General features: G+C 40.3%; 22 protein-coding genes. 1 reads left to right on the top strand and 21 read right to left on the bottom strand.

Translation table 11 applies throughout. From position 1 onward, the window contains the following. Nucleotides 1–13 precede the first annotated feature (13 nt). The 16 genes from NE638_RS15610 to NE638_RS15535 form a co-directional block, all read right to left on the bottom strand. A complete protein-coding gene (locus NE638_RS15610) occupies nt 14–532 on the bottom strand; it encodes a hypothetical protein (RefSeq protein WP_015525057.1) in 519 nt (172 codons plus the stop codon). 56 nt (nt 533–588) lie between these two features. Next, nucleotides 589–1,701 (bottom strand): hypothetical protein, encoded by a 1,113-nt coding sequence (locus tag NE638_RS15605; RefSeq protein ID WP_118031066.1) that lies wholly within the window; start codon nt 1,699–1,701, stop codon nt 589–591. An 18-nt stretch (nt 1,702–1,719) separates the two neighbouring features. Next, nucleotides 1,720–1,851 (bottom strand): hypothetical protein, encoded by a 132-nt coding sequence (locus NE638_RS15600; protein WP_005423021.1) that lies wholly within the window; start codon nt 1,849–1,851, stop codon nt 1,720–1,722. 476 nt (nt 1,852–2,327) lie between these two features. Then, complete coding sequence (locus NE638_RS15595) at nt 2,328–2,555, bottom strand: cold-shock protein (RefSeq protein WP_005423033.1); 228 nt, start codon at nt 2,553–2,555, stop codon at nt 2,328–2,330. A 113-nt stretch (nt 2,556–2,668) separates the two neighbouring features. Further along, on the bottom strand, nt 2,669–3,172 hold the full coding sequence (locus NE638_RS15590; RefSeq protein ID WP_173740076.1) for a hypothetical protein: 504 nt from the start codon (nt 3,170–3,172) through the stop codon (nt 2,669–2,671). Then, entirely contained in the window at nt 3,132–3,821 is a 690-nt protein-coding gene (locus tag NE638_RS15585) for a hypothetical protein (RefSeq protein WP_118235518.1), read from the bottom strand. The genes NE638_RS15590 and NE638_RS15585 overlap by 41 nt, the downstream gene beginning before the upstream one ends. 70 nt (nt 3,822–3,891) lie before the next feature. Next, nucleotides 3,892–4,545: a hypothetical protein gene (locus NE638_RS15580; RefSeq protein WP_173746643.1), complete on the bottom strand. Its 654-nt coding sequence runs from the start codon at nt 4,543–4,545 to the stop codon at nt 3,892–3,894. Nucleotides 4,546–4,563: 18 nt separating this feature from the next. Then, nucleotides 4,564–5,016, bottom strand: coding sequence for a zinc-finger-containing protein (locus NE638_RS15575; RefSeq protein WP_055066318.1), 453 nt, complete (start codon nt 5,014–5,016; stop codon nt 4,564–4,566). A gap of 91 nt (nt 5,017–5,107) precedes the next feature. Beyond that, nucleotides 5,108–6,070 (bottom strand): S1 RNA-binding domain-containing protein, encoded by a 963-nt coding sequence (locus tag NE638_RS15570; RefSeq protein WP_118037303.1) that lies wholly within the window; start codon nt 6,068–6,070, stop codon nt 5,108–5,110. A gap of 552 nt (nt 6,071–6,622) precedes the next feature. Then, nucleotides 6,623–7,546, bottom strand: a complete 924-nt coding sequence (gene trxB, locus NE638_RS15565; RefSeq protein WP_173746639.1) for a thioredoxin-disulfide reductase — start codon at nt 7,544–7,546, stop codon at nt 6,623–6,625. 15 nt (nt 7,547–7,561) lie between these two features. Next, nucleotides 7,562–7,885: a thioredoxin family protein gene (locus NE638_RS15560; RefSeq protein ID WP_015524989.1), complete on the bottom strand. Its 324-nt coding sequence runs from the start codon at nt 7,883–7,885 to the stop codon at nt 7,562–7,564. 333 nt (nt 7,886–8,218) lie between these two features. Beyond that, nucleotides 8,219–8,992, bottom strand: a complete 774-nt coding sequence (locus NE638_RS15555) for a NifB/NifX family molybdenum-iron cluster-binding protein (protein ID WP_015524988.1) — start codon at nt 8,990–8,992, stop codon at nt 8,219–8,221. Between the two features lie 98 nt (nt 8,993–9,090). After that, nucleotides 9,091–9,675 (bottom strand): 4Fe-4S binding protein, encoded by a 585-nt coding sequence (locus tag NE638_RS15550; RefSeq protein ID WP_092072183.1) that lies wholly within the window; start codon nt 9,673–9,675, stop codon nt 9,091–9,093. Then, nucleotides 9,672–9,872, bottom strand: a complete 201-nt coding sequence (locus tag NE638_RS15545) for a 4Fe-4S binding protein (protein WP_092072186.1) — start codon at nt 9,870–9,872, stop codon at nt 9,672–9,674. Before NE638_RS15545 ends, NE638_RS15550 begins: the two co-directional genes overlap by 4 nt. 119 nt (nt 9,873–9,991) lie before the next feature. After that, complete coding sequence (locus NE638_RS15540) at nt 9,992–10,318, bottom strand: hypothetical protein (protein ID WP_226844668.1); 327 nt, start codon at nt 10,316–10,318, stop codon at nt 9,992–9,994. 85 nt (nt 10,319–10,403) lie between these two features. Continuing rightward, entirely contained in the window at nt 10,404–11,324 is a 921-nt protein-coding gene (locus NE638_RS15535) for a hypothetical protein (RefSeq protein WP_015524986.1), read from the bottom strand. Between the two features lie 134 nt (nt 11,325–11,458). On the opposite strand from NE638_RS15535, the gene NE638_RS15530 reads away from it, so the two are divergent. Continuing rightward, nucleotides 11,459–12,118: a Crp/Fnr family transcriptional regulator gene (locus NE638_RS15530; RefSeq protein ID WP_226844672.1), complete on the top strand. Its 660-nt coding sequence runs from the start codon at nt 11,459–11,461 to the stop codon at nt 12,116–12,118. Between the two features lie 111 nt (nt 12,119–12,229). On the opposite strand, the gene NE638_RS15525 is transcribed toward NE638_RS15530, so the two are convergent. From NE638_RS15525 to NE638_RS15505, 5 genes are all read right to left on the bottom strand, one after another. Next, nucleotides 12,230–13,921 (bottom strand): FAD-dependent oxidoreductase, encoded by a 1,692-nt coding sequence (locus NE638_RS15525; protein ID WP_092072197.1) that lies wholly within the window; start codon nt 13,919–13,921, stop codon nt 12,230–12,232. 1 nt (nt 13,922) lies between these two features. After that, nucleotides 13,923–14,243 carry a rhodanese-like domain-containing protein gene (locus tag NE638_RS15520; RefSeq protein WP_015524982.1) on the bottom strand — a complete coding sequence of 107 codons (321 nt, stop codon included), beginning with the start codon at nt 14,241–14,243 and terminating at the stop codon, nt 13,923–13,925. A 13-nt stretch (nt 14,244–14,256) separates the two neighbouring features. Beyond that, nucleotides 14,257–14,562 carry a thioredoxin gene (gene trxA / locus NE638_RS15515; protein ID WP_005421612.1) on the bottom strand — a complete coding sequence of 102 codons (306 nt, stop codon included), beginning with the start codon at nt 14,560–14,562 and terminating at the stop codon, nt 14,257–14,259. A 92-nt stretch (nt 14,563–14,654) separates the two neighbouring features. Continuing rightward, nucleotides 14,655–15,401 (bottom strand): SDR family NAD(P)-dependent oxidoreductase, encoded by a 747-nt coding sequence (locus NE638_RS15510; RefSeq protein WP_005421611.1) that lies wholly within the window; start codon nt 15,399–15,401, stop codon nt 14,655–14,657. 154 nt (nt 15,402–15,555) lie between these two features. Further along, nucleotides 15,556–15,714, bottom strand: a complete 159-nt coding sequence (locus NE638_RS15505; protein ID WP_005339874.1) for a rubredoxin — start codon at nt 15,712–15,714, stop codon at nt 15,556–15,558. Nucleotides 15,715–15,779: the final 65 nt, after the last annotated feature.

Here is a 15,779-nt window from a genome sequence, read left to right as displayed (position 1 = left end):
ATACCTCCGTAATTTAGATATATGGCAGGGAATACCTGGAATACACCATCTTTGCCCGTTTTAAAAATGCAGAGCCTTTTTCTGCTTTTGCAAACCATTCCACAAAAAACCGTGTCAGGTTCTGCTGCAATGTCCGGTGGGTATCAAGGGCATAATCCACAAATTCCCCATATCCGTCCATACTTCCTGCAAGCAGGTAGCAGGTAAACATTTTTGCCATCTGCTCTTCATCTGAAGGATTGATCTCCATTTCCTCTGCACCTTCATACACCAGGCGCACCCTTTCTGGCTGTTCCTTTACATGCAGACACAGATCATCGGCCATCAGTTTCGATGCTTCGTTTCGAAGGTCGTAATATCTGACCTCTGAAAGACCTTTTAGCCAGGCAAACCCAAGATAAGTGTAATTGTCTTTTATTTCCTGCTGCTCTTTTGCCATGGACTCCATAAATTTTTTGTGTCCGGTGGGATGGCAGTTCAAGTATTCATCTACCAGCAGCCTTGCCACATCTTTTCCATTCGTAACCTTCATGTTTTCCTCCCATCAAAAAAAGACAGTCCATACTGTCTCCATTCTTTTAAATCCTGTTAGTATTTTACAGTGCCAGGAATATCATATTCATGCCAGCGTTTTGACACACAGCCGGCAATTTTTTCTTCCAGAGCTAAAAGTCCTCTCTCATTCGTCTTTTCCTGCCTTGCAATGGTAATGGATTCACAGATCCCGCAGTAGATCTCGTATGCGCTGCATGGCTCATCCCCGGTAGTAGCCTTAAACTGCTCCACGGTTTCTGCAAGCAGTTTTTTTCCAAATCCCGCCTGCTTCATGATCCCTGCCATGGCATTTGCCGGATGCTCGATCCAGATATCACACAGCCGCATGACCCCTTTTAAGACTTCCCGGTAGTAATCAAAGATCGACTCTATGTTTTCCGTGAAATCTTCCATTCCTTTACAGTTTTTGTGCGTAACCTTCAGGGCATTGCCAAGGATCACATTTCTTGTCGGCTCCTGCAGGGAATAAAAAATATTCGCTCCGGACACACCAACGTCTGACGTAGTGATCCGTACAACTGCTTTTATGTCCTTATCGGTCTTTCTTCCATAATTCTGCATCAGTTCCTTATAAACATCTGTAAGTTTCGTATCTTCCAGCTGCCAGGACGCCGTAACAGAATAATGATCTGCATAGCCGTTTAAAAACGTTGCCTTCTCATAGTCCCCATGGATATATGCCGAGGTAACCATGTACATATCCGGCATGGATATGATGGCATAATCTTTTTCATCACCAGACAGGACTGCCCTTATTTTTCCTTCACAGAAACGGATCAGTGCTCTTCCTCTTGCAACCTTCAGGCATTTATTCAAGATCTCTGCCAGTGTTTTCTTATCGACATCTGCCAGGGCTTTTCCATCAATCCTGGCCCGTCCTTTCAACGATTTGATTGCTGAATTTCCTATATAACAGATCCTCTCGGGCAGGATAAGAACCAGCCTGGAATGAGATAAGGTATCTTTTTCCAGTGCTTCCAGGGAAATGCCCGGAACCTCTGTACAGGTTTCCTCTCCTGCAGCTGCTACCTTTAATTTCTTACTGGTGATCCGGATCCATTCTGCCCGGCTGTCTATCTCTTCCAGATACTCGCACAGTTCCTTTTCTGTCCGGAACTCCTTATAAAAGTCATCTTTATAATACATAATGTCCGCCTTTCCACGCTAGCTGAAAATCCGGACTTCAACAGCCTGTATCTTTCCATCTTCGATGCAAAACACATAGCCGTCTTCTGCCATCTCCATAAGCATTCCAATTTCCAGTGCATTTGCGTTTTCCCATTTAATTGTCTCCATAATCGACCCTCCTGATTTTACAATGTGTTTTCTTTTTTTGATGTTCTTAAGGTATTTCTTTTTGCAGTTTCCTTAACTGCCAGTTTCATTCGTGCTCCTCCTTTCTGCTTTTTATGCAATAAAAAAAGACACAAAAAGAATCTTCTTTCCTTCTTGCATCTTCCTTATATTTTGCATATCCATTTTTTCTCATTAAGGGCAAGACCGCCCCAAAGTGTTTCTTCCGGAATGTCCGGAACTAAAGAATAACCACAGTCTTTTATAGACTGTTAAATTATTTTTCATTTAAAGACTACCACAACATTTTGCGGTTGTCAATTAATTTTAACTATATATTGTGTTATTGTGTGAGCTATCTTTATTATTCTGCTACATGTTGTGACAGGCGGCATGATACCGCCTGTCTTTTCATCCGTCTGCATAAGTGCATGTATCTGAGGGGAATAGGTAATCTGTACATGCACTATGAAAACGTCTTACTCAGCGTTTGGATCCGCCGGGGAAATATTTTTGGCAAGGCTTCGCCCGTTGGCATCCGTCCCTGCTTCAAAAAGGACCGGCTGGCCACCGCTTAATTTCCGGTATCCATCCATCTGGATCTCCGAAAAGTGGGCGAAATAATCAATCCCGTCTTCACCGGTGATAAAGCCGTATCCTTTCTGTGCGCTGAACCATTTCACGGTTCCCTGTAGTGTTTCTGACATATCCTTCTCTCCTTTGCTGTATTTCCCGCAATAGTCTTTTGCGGAAACAGGGCAGCATGGAATCGAACCATGCCTGGTGCTCCCCTCCCTGCTATAAAAGGAATCTCTTCCTCTTATATTTCTTCGTTTCCCAAAAAAGTACCGTTATTGAGTGCTGCATCCACCCGGCGGATTCCTACCAGCTTCTTTTCATTTATGCCAAAATAAAACCGGTAACGTTTTCCCTCCAAAACTTTTACGTTTTTATCCAGCAAAAGTTCACTCTGCCGTCCGGCCGGATCACTTACCCGGATCTTCCGTAATCTTGCAAAGGGATTTTTCCCGTCTATCCCGGTTACCAGCCCTTCCACGATTTCATAGGTCTTTTTATCCGCGGTGCGGAAAATAAGATATGTTCTTATAAACCCGATAATCCCAAGCAGGAAAGACCAGAAAATAAAAGTTTTGTCTTTCATCCATGTTCCCATAAATAATCCGAAAAGCAGGATAAAAAGAGACAGGATACCATATCGCTGGATCCTGTCCTTAAAAAAATCCGGTATATTCTGATAACGTGTGCCAAAATCTTCCAAGCATTTATACAGCCTGTGCCAATACGGATGTTCCGTTTGCTTCAAGACAGTCCTCCCTTCTTATGTTGTCGATCACAAGCTGTTTCTTATAGTAAAGCTGCGCTACGCGGCTTATAAATTCCCGTTGTATCTGTTCCTGGAGGGAATCTTCCAAATGGGACTCCCTGCTTTTTGCCTTTTCTTTTAAGCATTTCAGATGATAGGAAACATCCCCTTCTCTTTGAAGATAGGAAAGTAGCTGGTATTCCTCTTCTGTAAGCAGCGGCTTTTTAAAAGCCCTCAGTGAAAACTTCAGTCCTTTTCCCATGGAAAGGGCTTCCATAAAATGCTTCATGCGTTCTGTCCGTGAAAAGGCCATGGGAGCCATGACTGACCGGCTGATAATACTGTATACAGCTTCCTCTCTGGTACATCCTTCTGTCAGAACAACCAGGCCCCGCTTTACCAGACGGTTCAGGCAAAACTGAAAATCCTCTTTGTCCGCCCATTCCTGTGCCTGTTTTTCTCCAAGGCTAAATACAAGAAGACGATGCATCTGGGAATGGACCTTATCCTCTTCACAGAAAGACCAGGTGAGCGCAGCCCACAAAATAGTTTCCATTTCTGTAAGTACTTTTTCTTCCCCATCTACCCAGACACAAAACCTTCCATCTGCATCATCTTTTTTCATTCCGATTGCTGTATACCATCTCATGACATTTTTCCTCCTAGCCATTTAAGCTCTTTTTAATCTCTGCTTCTGATCTGTTTTCTTTCATAACTTGTTATCCATACATCATTTCCAGGAGTTTTGGAAGTACATACCCCAAAAGCATGCCTGCTGCCGTACAGATTCCGATATTCGGCCGCCGCAGTTTCCATACTTCCTGTGTTTTGGTCCCGATAATCCTTGTTCTTCCTGGTACGATCCACCTGAGTTTCCGATAAAACTCCATGAATCTCTGATTGTCAAAGCCAAAGGATCGTACACAGAAAACATCCCGTTCCTGTTCTTCCTCATCCAAAAGGAAAAAGCTTTTCTGTTCTTTCCCTTCTTTTCGGATCACGATATAAAATTCCGGAACTCCCCGCCTGGTTCCTTCTACGATCTTGTCCATCTCATCGTAAAAGATCCTGCAGGACTCATATTTTCCGTTCTTTTCCGGCTGGCAGACTGCCAGGCTGTCCTCTTCAAGTGCCATATAACAGTTTTCTGCCTCCATGATCCTCCGGCTGATTTTTATGGCCTGACGAAGAAGCAGGATTATCGCAAGCGCCAGTGCAGTACACAAATATACAAGATCCCAGCATCTTTTCTGGTATATGAAAAAGTATGCGCTGATTCCCTCTGCCACACTGCATATTGCTGTCATAATAAAATACTGTTCTTTAAGGTCCATCAGATGATATACATCATCTTCTGTCGCCTGTAGTCTCAAGGGCATCCATCCTTTCCGTCATGCCACGCTTATTTTATCCGGGGATTTCTTTTTTTCCTCTCGGCTTTTTATATAGTCTGTACATTCCCGGATGGTCTGTTCACACAGGTAATAAGAAAATTTCCCGATATGTGTGTCCTTTTCCCGGAGATTCAAACGGTTCTGAAGCCAGATATATGTGCTGTGTTTGGTCATATAACCATTTTTCCAGATTGCATCCAAAGCTCTGTGTGCTTCGATCCGCTTATTACGCAGATTGCTGTCAGCCATGGTTCCCATGGGACGCATACTTTTTTTGTGTGCCCCAATGTATGAATCACAGGAAGGATAGCCGCTGCATACATACAGGTATTTCTCCGGATCCAGGTTGTTATCCCCATAGACATAGGCTGCAGGCCTAAGTACCCCGGGTCTTTTGCAATATGGACAGTACAAGGTTTCCCTCATCTGTTTTTTCTTCTTTTTTGCCATCTGACGTCACTCCTTTCCATCTTTATCTCCGATATTAAAGAAATCCCTTTTTCTGTGTCAACAGAATTCTTTGAAAATCATAAAAACATTTTCAGGAAGCTCTTTTGATAAGCCTTGTGATAATGCCTTCTGCCACTTCATAGTTGTCGTTGATGCGGGTCACCACAAATCCGATCTTATCTTTCTTTCCCGGAAGTGCGGACATATTGCAGGAATGTGCCACGGCATTGACTCCGATATCAAGGCGGATAAAATAGGTTCCCTTATAGACTTCCGTAATGATCCCTGTATATTTTCCCTGTTTATGGCATTTCCGGAGATTATCTTTATTGATATTGGCTGTCGGACTCTTTGCATCCACCTCTATAATGATCTGGTCAACAGAGCTTGCTTCCACCTTATTGACCATGACCAGCACCAGATCGCCTACCTGGAATTTTTCTCCGGCATCTACCATCCACTCCCAGGCCATGTCTCTGGCCCGGACAGATACTTCTACACCAAAGACTTCCAGGCGGACTGCTTTGGGAGCTACTGCGATCACCCTTGCTTCTACGATCCTGCCTTCATAGAGCATTGGTTTTTCTGTATCTTCTCCGATATAAAAAGTCTGTCTCTTTTTAAGCATTGCATCTTTTCTGGATGCTACAACACTCCGGCTCTTGTTATCCAGATCTTTGATGATGAAATCAATGTCACAGCCGAGCATGTTGTTAGCAATACGGACCTGACGGTTTAAGGTATCCGCATTTTCACGCCCGTCTCCCTGAAGGTTGATCATCATTTCATTCATTGGGATAATGATCCGGAAACCATTAAAGTATGTAACAGCGACCATCCACCCGCTCTCCAGTTTTTCAATGCCCCCGAGCTGGCCCGTCAGGATCTTTCTGGTACGATGTGCATTCAAAAGCTGATGCCATCTGGCTTCTTCCTGTTCCTCCATGCTTTCAACCTGTGCGTCTACATCAATTGTCAAAACACCATCGTAGACCGCACGCGGAACATCTTTTTCCCCATTTCCCGCCAAAACTGTTTTTTTGGTATCCTCCATATACTTCCTCCTGTTCTTATTTATTTTTGTCTTCTCTGCTCCATCCAGAAAACTCCTCCGGTACTCAGGAAAGACAAAAGAAGACACAAAAAAAGCAGCCCGTTTAAAGCTGCTTTCTTCATGCCTTCTTTTTACAGATACCATTCTATAATACATGGAATTCTATGTCAATATTACCTCGATTGCAATAGTGTCGCATATTAGTTCCTTTTATGAAGCCTGTACGACAGAAGGATTTAGTAACACTAAGAACTGCCAGATTCCTGTGTCCTTATAGAAAATTCCATCTCATATGTAATTGTTTCATTATATAGTGTTTATTTCTTCCTCTTAATCGTCCCCAATAAGACAACCGACCTTCTTGTACATTTTTAAACTATAGATATTACGGAACAGTTGCAGTAGATATATATTTTTTCAAATAGCTGAAGGATAATACCTGATTATCTGTTATTTATATACATAATACATATTGAATTTTAGTAAAACTAGAGGATACATAAAAATGCCATTAACCAAAGAACAATTTCTTAAACAATTAAATTCTGATTGTTATTTCTCCACATACTCTTCTGCCATATGTACTGCCATAGCACCATCTGCCACTGCTGTTACTATCTGACGAAGTAACTTTGTTCTGACATCTCCTACAGCATAAACACCCGGAATACTCGTTTCAGTGTTTTCACCTGCCACAATATATCCTTTATTATCCAGTTCTATCTGATTACCTAAAAAATCTGTTGTCGGTTTTCTTCCTATACTCACAAACAGGCCGTCACATTCTATAATGTTTTCTTCTCCTGTAACTGTATCTTTCAACCGCACACCAGTCAATCGTTCTCCATAAATCAGTTCATTTACTGTATTGTTCCATCGAAACTCTATATTTTCAGTTTTCATCAGCTGGTCATGGTAGATTTTCGTTGCACGTAATGTATCTCTTCGATGAACAATGATGACTTTCTTAGCAATTCGACTTAAAAGAACAGCATCTGATACAGCAGAATTTCCACCACCAACAACCACCACGATCTTATCTTTATAAAACATACCATCACAGGAGGCACAATAAGCAACCCCATGACCTATCAATTCTTTTTCTTTAGCAAGGCCAAGTTCTCTTGGATTTGCTCCAGTAGCAATCACTACTGTTTTCCCAATATAAATTCCCGAACTAGTTTCTACTCTCTTAAGCTTTCCTGTTAAATCCATATTATAAACTTCAGCATATTCACTTTTAGCGTCAAATTTTTCCGCCTGTTTTTGCATTTTCTCTGCCAATGAAAATCCGTCAATTCCATTTTCAAAACCAGGATAGTTATCAATCTGCCAGGTCAATGACATCTGACCACCTGCAGATAATTTTTCTATAACAATTGTATCAAGTCCTGCTCTGGCTGCGTATAATGCTGAAGTATACCCTCCAGGTCCTCCCCCTACGATAATCATATCGTAAACATGATTTTCATTCATACAGCAGTCCTCCTTTTATTTTTCCAATGCTTCATTAATAAAATTCTCTATCATTATTTTTGATTCAGGTGCAACAATAGAATCTATTGCCTTTCCATTTCGATATAAAACCAGCGTAGGAATCACCTCAATCTTTTCAGCTTCTGCAATCTGCGGTTCTTCATCAATATTTACTTTTCCAGCAACAAGAATATCGCTGTATTCTTCACTTATTTTTTCATAAGCTGCTCCAATTCTACGGCAATAACCACACCACGGTGCCCAGAAATCAACCAAAACCGGTTTTTCCTTATGAATTAATTGTCCAAACTTTTCTTTATTTATATTTATAGATGTCATATTTTTCAACTCCTTCTCCTATTTGAACTTAATATACCCCAAATAAGTGCTTGCTTCCGTGATGATATCACAGAAAAGTTGATTTACTTTATTACGCTTTTTTACTTCTATTTACAGCATATGTCAGTTATATAATTGACTCTTCTCAATAAATTAAGTATACTCTCATCTTTGACAGTTACAAAAAGATGGGAGTATTATACGTTCAATTCATTATTTTCGGCAAGTAAGAAATAATCAATATGAGAATCACATAACACAAAAGGATGTACTGCGGTAACTTCTACATTACCTTGGCACATCCTTTCGTACTATTATTTTTTGCTATTCTTCTTAATGGCAGCTGTGGCTTCCACATCCATGCTCACCACATGTATGTCCTTCCCCGTGGTTGTGCTCATGGTGAGAACATTTCACATCCGGATTATACTCAAGTGTTTCATTGATAAAAGCTTCTACTGCTTCATCTGCATCTCCGGAAACTCCTCCGAAAAGCTTGATGCCTGCTGCCGCTAACGCTGTCTGTGCGCCGCCTCCGATTCCGCCACAAATCAAAACATCTGCATTCAATGCATTAAGAACTCCTGCCAATGCGCCATGTCCGCTTCCATTCGTATCTACTATTTCTGAATGTACTACTTTTCCTTCCTCTACATCGTAAATCTTAAATGTCTCTGTGTGTCCAAAGTGCTGGAAAATCTGTCCATTTTCATATGTTACTGCTATTCTCATAATACCTTCTCCTTTTTCTGCTGCATATTTTTTGTAAATTTCCTGTTTGTAACATCCTCCAAAGCTGCAGTTGCCGCTCTGACCGTCACAGATTCTGAAATCCCCGCCCTCAATTCTGAGCGGATGTCCGTCAATAAGTGCATCTGCTATTTTCTTCCGGGCAATCTCGTAAATCCGCTGGACCGTCGTTCTTGCGATCTGCATAGATACTGCACACTGCTCCTGACTATAACCTTTCTTGTCCAAAAGACGGATTGTCTCGTACTCATCTACCGTCAGAACAATGGGTGTTTTTTTCTCCGTATCATCTGCCGGAAGAAATTCTAAAACATTGGGGAAATGGCAGACTTTTCTGCATTTTACTGGTCTCGGCATAAACTGCTCCTTTCTCGCTTTTCTTATATAATAGCCCTATAAAAGGCATATGTCAATAACGTTTTTGACATATGCCTTTTATGAATCACCTTATAGTATTACTTCTTTTCATTATTTTTTAATTTACAGATACCCTGCGTCATTGTTCCCATTGGACAAAATGTACACCAGGTTCGTGGCTTATATAACACCATTACAATCAACCCTAACAACAAAGATGTAAGCATCAAACTATAAAATCCAAAACTAAACTGTGCCACCCAATCAGCTACTGTTCCGGCAGTGTATGTCCATCCCCACGGAACACGGAAGGTCCAGAATAATTTGATGGCTTCACGTAAGGATGATGCTCCGGCACCAACTAAATATGTCTGAAATACCATATTCCCAAACATTGTAAGGAAAAATATCAAAAAGCCGTATCGGAACCATTTTGAACTCATCCATCGCGGGGTTGGTTTATTTCTTGAGCATTTTAAATCTCCACCAAGCTTACTAAAAAGCTGGCCACGTCCACACAAATGATTACAGAAAAATTTATTTCCACCGAATATTGCTATTCCTAACGGCAACAGGAAATCAATCATCCCAAACCAGGCGAACAAAATATTAAAAAAACCGAGTGTAAAATAAAGGATCGCCCATATCCATAAATAATCATACCAATGTTTCTTTTTCTTCACATCGCTGTCCTCTCTTTCATTTCAATACAACCTGCCGGACAGGACTTTGCACATTTTCCACATCCTACACACACTGTTTCTTCTATCACAGCATAACATCCATGGTAAACTTTGGCCGCTGCCAGCGGACAAGTATTTTCACATACTCCGCAGGCAACACATCTTTTTTTATCGACACTTGCCACTCTTTTTGCCAATGCTTTGTTCCCCTTTCAAATTTTGTATCTCTATTGTACCTGAAAAAGGTAAATCCTTCTGTGACATTATTACATAAGAATTTACCTTGAACGCTAATCATTACAATGACATATTTTTATTATACATTACCTTTATATTTATATATGATGTTTAGAATCTCCTCAGTTGTTCGAATAATTTCTTTTTGTTTTTCTTTCATTGTTATAGATTTGCTTTCTTCTTCAGCTAACGAAGAGTAAAGGTGAATGGTATTAGCATGATTCCATATCTCATCGCAAATTTTCTCGATTTCATCAGAACTCCGAAATGCCTGGTCTGTTTGCATTTGCAAGTGTTCTCGTTGCTCTTCCAGATGATTCATCCGTTCTTGTAACTGATCCCTTTCTTTCTGCAATCGATCATGTTGTGCTTGCAGTTGATCTATTTGTATTTTAATTTCACTCATCTTTTCTTTCTGTCTCCGCATAAGCATCATCAAATATACAACTACAAATACAAATAATAGTATTATGTACAGCATAAACTTCTCCTCACGACACATATATTTCGACGGTTTTCCGCAAATCAACTATTGATAATGGCATAGAAAGAACAGTTAGTTTTCCTGAATTCTTTTTAATCTCAACAGCATCAGGATTGCCTGTGATTAAAATTACAGGTGTTGTCCTGTCCGCACGCCATGGCTGATTCGGTTGGCTCGTCATATCTTCGGTAACAATCCAAAGATCCGGCTTATGTCTGCCTAATTTTGTTTTAGCACTTTCCGGTGTATAAAACAGCATGATCTGATCTGAAATAAACTGCAATGTTTCTTTTAATCCTTTTGCATAACGTTCACTGCCACAGACTAGTGCAATAATAGAAGCAGCTTTCTTTTTTTGTGTTACCTGAACAAAATCCAAAACTGGTGTATTATAGAGACTAAAGTCTTTTTCCAAATGAACTTTATCATAATAACTCTTTGCTGCCTTGCACATCCTCAGACAAAACTGTTCTATGTCTATATGAACATCGTTTCCGTTCTCCTGTATGTTCATACTGTCCAACTGACAAACTGACATTCCACAGTTTAGTCCAAGATGAAAGCGTATATTATTTTCATCATTCAAAAATCCTTTATTTTGATGAAGATATTCACATCGAAGCTGCCAACAGCGTTCTCCGCAAATATATGGCTTTTCACCAGATTGAGATAGTTTAAAGTAGTCCCCTGCATATTCATCAAACCAGCGAATATACTGGGTTCCCACATCACGGGTCGGATTCTTTTGCCGATCCAGCATAACCCGGCCATCTCGATAATGTTTAACAATTTCCGGGAAAGCAATACCTCCACAAATATCTGGCAAAGTCAATGCCAATGCCAGTGCAGACTGCCATCGTCCATCTACAATATTCAGTTCTACTTCTTCAATTCGGTCCAAAAATGTAAAACTGACATCTCCCTGCATTATTTATCCCTCCCTCATATTTACAACCGTCATGTACTATAGTCAGTATATTTTTATTTATGGCATATGTCAATTATTTAATTGACGCATCTTAAAAAAGCAAGTATACTATGTTCGTAAAGGAGATGACTGCTATGAGCTTCGAAAATTATTTTCCACTATGGAATGACTTAAATACAGCACAGAAAAAACTAATTTCAGACAATTTAATCACACGGGATGTAAAAAAAGGAACGATCATTCACAATGGAAACCTGGACTGTACTGGATTATTACTGGTTAAATCCGGGCAGCTTCGAACTTACATACTTTCAGATGAAGGACGGGAGATTACACTTTACCGTCTGTTCGATATGGATATGTGTCTTTTATCCGCCTCATGTATCATGCGGTCTATTCAATTTGAAGTAACCATTGAAGCAGAAAAAGATACGGATCTTTGGATCATCCCTGCTGAAATCTATAAGGGCATCATGAAAGAATCTGCTCCTGTCGCAAACTATACCAATGAGTTAATGGCTACCCGTTTTTCTGATGTCATGTGGCTGATTGAACAGATTATGTGGAAGAGTTTGGATAAGCGTGTTGCTTCATTTCTTTTAGAAGAAACATCCATTGAAGGAACAAATGAACTGAAAATCACTCACGAAACTATCGCAAACCATCTTGGTTCCCACAGGGAAGTTATCACTCGAATGCTTCGATACTTTCAAGGCGAAGGACTCGTCAGACTCTCTCGCGGCAAAATAGCAATCCTTGATTCGAAAAGACTGGAAACACTACAAAGATCATAAAACGTTTTTTTCTCTAAAGAATCCTCCATTTATCAGAATTATGAAAGTCATTCTAATAAATGGGGGATCTTTTTATACTACAATCAAACTATAAAAATATTTTATTTATTTCTAATAATCCATACCACATGCATATGATCTTTCAATCAGTGCATGGTCATTAGCCACTGCATCATAAAAGCGGAATCCACCTGAAAAGTTGTATGTTTCATATCCATTTCCTTCCAAAATACGGCTTGCAATATAACTGCGTAGCCCACTCTGGCATATCAGGTAAACGGGCTTTCCCTTCTCAATTTCATTGATACGTTCCCTTAGTTCATCTACAGGAATGTTTTTGAATCCATCCATATGCCCCCTGTTAAATTCACCTACAGTTCTCACATCCAGCAACACAACACTTTTATCTCTAGAAATCTTATCCATATCTTCCAGATGCCATTGTTTTAAGGTACCTTTTGCTATATTGTCTATCATGAATCCTGCCATATTTACAGGATCCTTGGCAGAGGAATAAGGCGGTGCATATGCGAGATCCAAATCCTTCAGCTGGGTTGCCTTCAGCCCTGCATGAATTGCTGTTGCCAGCACATCAATACGTTTATCAACTCCTTCATATCCAATAATCTGAGCACCAAGCAAACGATAGGTCTCTTTTTCAAAAACCACCTTCATGGTCATCACTTTTCCACCAGGATAGTAACCGGCATGACTCATAGGAGAAAGAATTACTGTATCTACCTCTAATCCTGACTTTTTGGCATTGGTTTCATTGATACCTGTAGTGGCTGCTGTCATATCAAACACTTTTATAACGGAGCTTCCCTGACTGCCCAGGTAACGACTATCACCGCCACAAATATTATCAGCGATGATTCTGCCCTGTTTATTGGCTGGTCCTGCCAAAGAAATCAGCGCATCATTACCCGTAACATAATGTTTTACCTGAACTGCATCACCTGCAGCATAAATATCCGGTACAGAGGTTTCCATTCTGTCATTCACTACAATACTTTCCTTGATGCCAAGTTCCAGACCGGCTTCTTTTGCTAATACTGTGTCTGGTGTGACTCCGATTGCCAGAACTACCATATCAGCCTGAAGGGATGGATTATCTTTCAACAGGACCTCCACTCCGGTGTCTTTTTCTTTAAATCCTTCTACTGTATAGCCCAGTACCAGTTTTATCCCATGTTTTCTCATTTCATTATGGATCATGGATGCCATATCCGGGTCAAAAGGGTTCATCAGCTGCTTAGGCCGCTGGACAATCGTAACATCCATGCCAAGCTCCCTCAAATTTTCTGCCAGTTCCAGACCAATAAAACCACCACCTGCCAATACAGCCGATTTTGGATGATTCTTATTTATATATTCCTTTATCCGAAAAGTGTCTTCTACAGTACGAAGTGTAAAAAGTTTATCAATACCTACTCCGGGAAGTCTCGGCTGTGTTGGCTTTGCACCTGGAGAGAGGATCAGCTTATCATATTTTTCTTCAAATATCTCACCATTCTCTAAATTTTTCACTGAAACCGTTTTACGTTCCGGATGTATGGAGATAACTTCATGATGAATTTTCATGTTAATACGGAAGCGTTTAAAAAAACTCTCTGGTGTCTGTAGTGTAAGTTCTTCCGGGTCTGTGATCACGTCTCCAATATAATATGGAAGTCCACAATTTGCATAGGATATGTATCCGGATCTTTCAAACACAGTAATTTCAGCATGTTCATTCAGTCTGCGTATTCTTGCTGCGGCTGTAGCTCCTCCGGCTACACCTCCTACAATTATTACCTTCATCTTATTTTTCCACCTTTCCTGAGTAAGCTACAATGCCACCGATATTATTTACTTTAGAATATCCCATTCGTTGCAGTATCCCAGTTGCCTGGCGGCTTCGTGAACCGGAATAACAGTATACAAACAGTGGGATATCCTTATTCTTCGCTACAGAAGCAATATTGTCAAGTTGCTGCAACGGCACATTTTTACTTTCTGGTATATGTCCTTCCTGATATTCCTGCGGTGTACGTACATCCAGCAGAACTGCATCATCAGTCCTTTTATATTCTTCTATGCCTTGATTAATATTCGACTGTTTAAAGAGATCAAAAAATCCCATTAGCACACCCCCCCTAAAGCATTTCTAAAATCGCATTCTTAGGTCTCGCCCCTGAAACCTGCTGTACAATCTTCCCATTCTTCATAACCACTAAAGTTGGAATGCTCATAATACTGAACTTATTTGCCAGTTCAGGCTCTTCATCTACATTAATCTTTCCAACTTTAATATCTCTACGCTCACTTGCAATCTCCTCTACAATAGGTACTACCATACGGCAAGGCGCACACCAAGATGCCCAAAAATCTAAAAGAACGGGTTTATCGGAATTCAGTACTTCGTTCTGAAAATTATTTTTATTGATATTAATAGCAGACATTTTACAGTCCTCCTTATCTTTCTCTTTTTGTAGATTTATTATAGTCTTAATTTCATTTATTTTCCGTGATTACATCACCATACCTCATTAACTTAACTTCTTGCCATACCATCTACACTTAATATAACACCTGTAATGTAACTCGCCTCATCTGAAGCAAGAAACACAAACGCGTTGGCAATATCTTCTGGCTGTCCAAGACGACGCAATGGAATTCTTTCAATCATAGGTTCGATAACTTCCTTTGGCACGGCCTTCATCATATCAGTTTCTGTAATTCCAGGTGCAACAGCATTAACACGAATACCTTTAGGTCCTAGTTCTCTTGCTAATGATACAGTCAATCCGTTTACTGCAAACTTCGATGCCGGATAAGCAAACCCACTTGGCTGTCCCGAAATACTCACCATGGAAGAAGTTGAGAGAATGACCCCCTTGCCTCTTGCCACCATACATTCTGCTGCTACACGAGTAGTATTAAATACTCCTTTTACATTTAGATCCATGACTTTATCAAAAGTCTCCTCTGTATAATCCATAAATGAGGTGTTTTCTGAAATCCCTGCATTATTTACCAGTATGTCGACACATCCATATTTTTCAGTTGCCTCTTTAAAAGCCTTTCTGACAGACTCCATGCTTGCCAGATTTGGACTAATTCCAGCAACTATTGCATTGGGATATTTTTCTTTTAATTTATCTACAGCAACATCTGCCGATTCCTGTGAACTTGCTGCCAACACAACTGAAGCACCTTCCTTCAAGAATTTATCAGCTGTAGCAAATCCTATACCACGGCTTCCACCCGTAATGATTGCAACTTTATCTTTTAATCTCATTTAGACTACCTCCTTACTTAGTTTCTAACTACATTATAAGCAAAAGGTAGATTATTTTCTGTGATATCATCACAAAATATCGCAATAAAAAACCCTGTTGCTCACGCACCAGGGTTTTGGTTTATCCATCTGTATTTAACACAAGATTAGGCTTCTATTCAACTTCTGAAAACTGATCTTTTCCAACATTACATAATGGGCATTCAAAATCTTCTGGAACATCCTCCCACTTTGTTCCTGGTGCAATACCACCTTCAGGATAACCTTCTTCTTCATCATATTCCCATCCGCAAACGTCACATACATATTTCATTAGTTTATTCCTCCTGGTATGATGTAGTCATAGACCAATAAGGTCATCCACATCATATTCTCTAA

Origin of the sequence: Blautia sp. MSK.18.38 (assembly GCF_024460535.1) — a bacterium.
Lineage (GTDB): Bacteria > Bacillota > Clostridia > Lachnospirales > Lachnospiraceae > Blautia_A > Blautia_A fusiformis.
The sequence above is the reverse complement of the archived record's forward strand: the minus strand, read 5'-3'. Positions and strand labels throughout refer to the sequence as shown.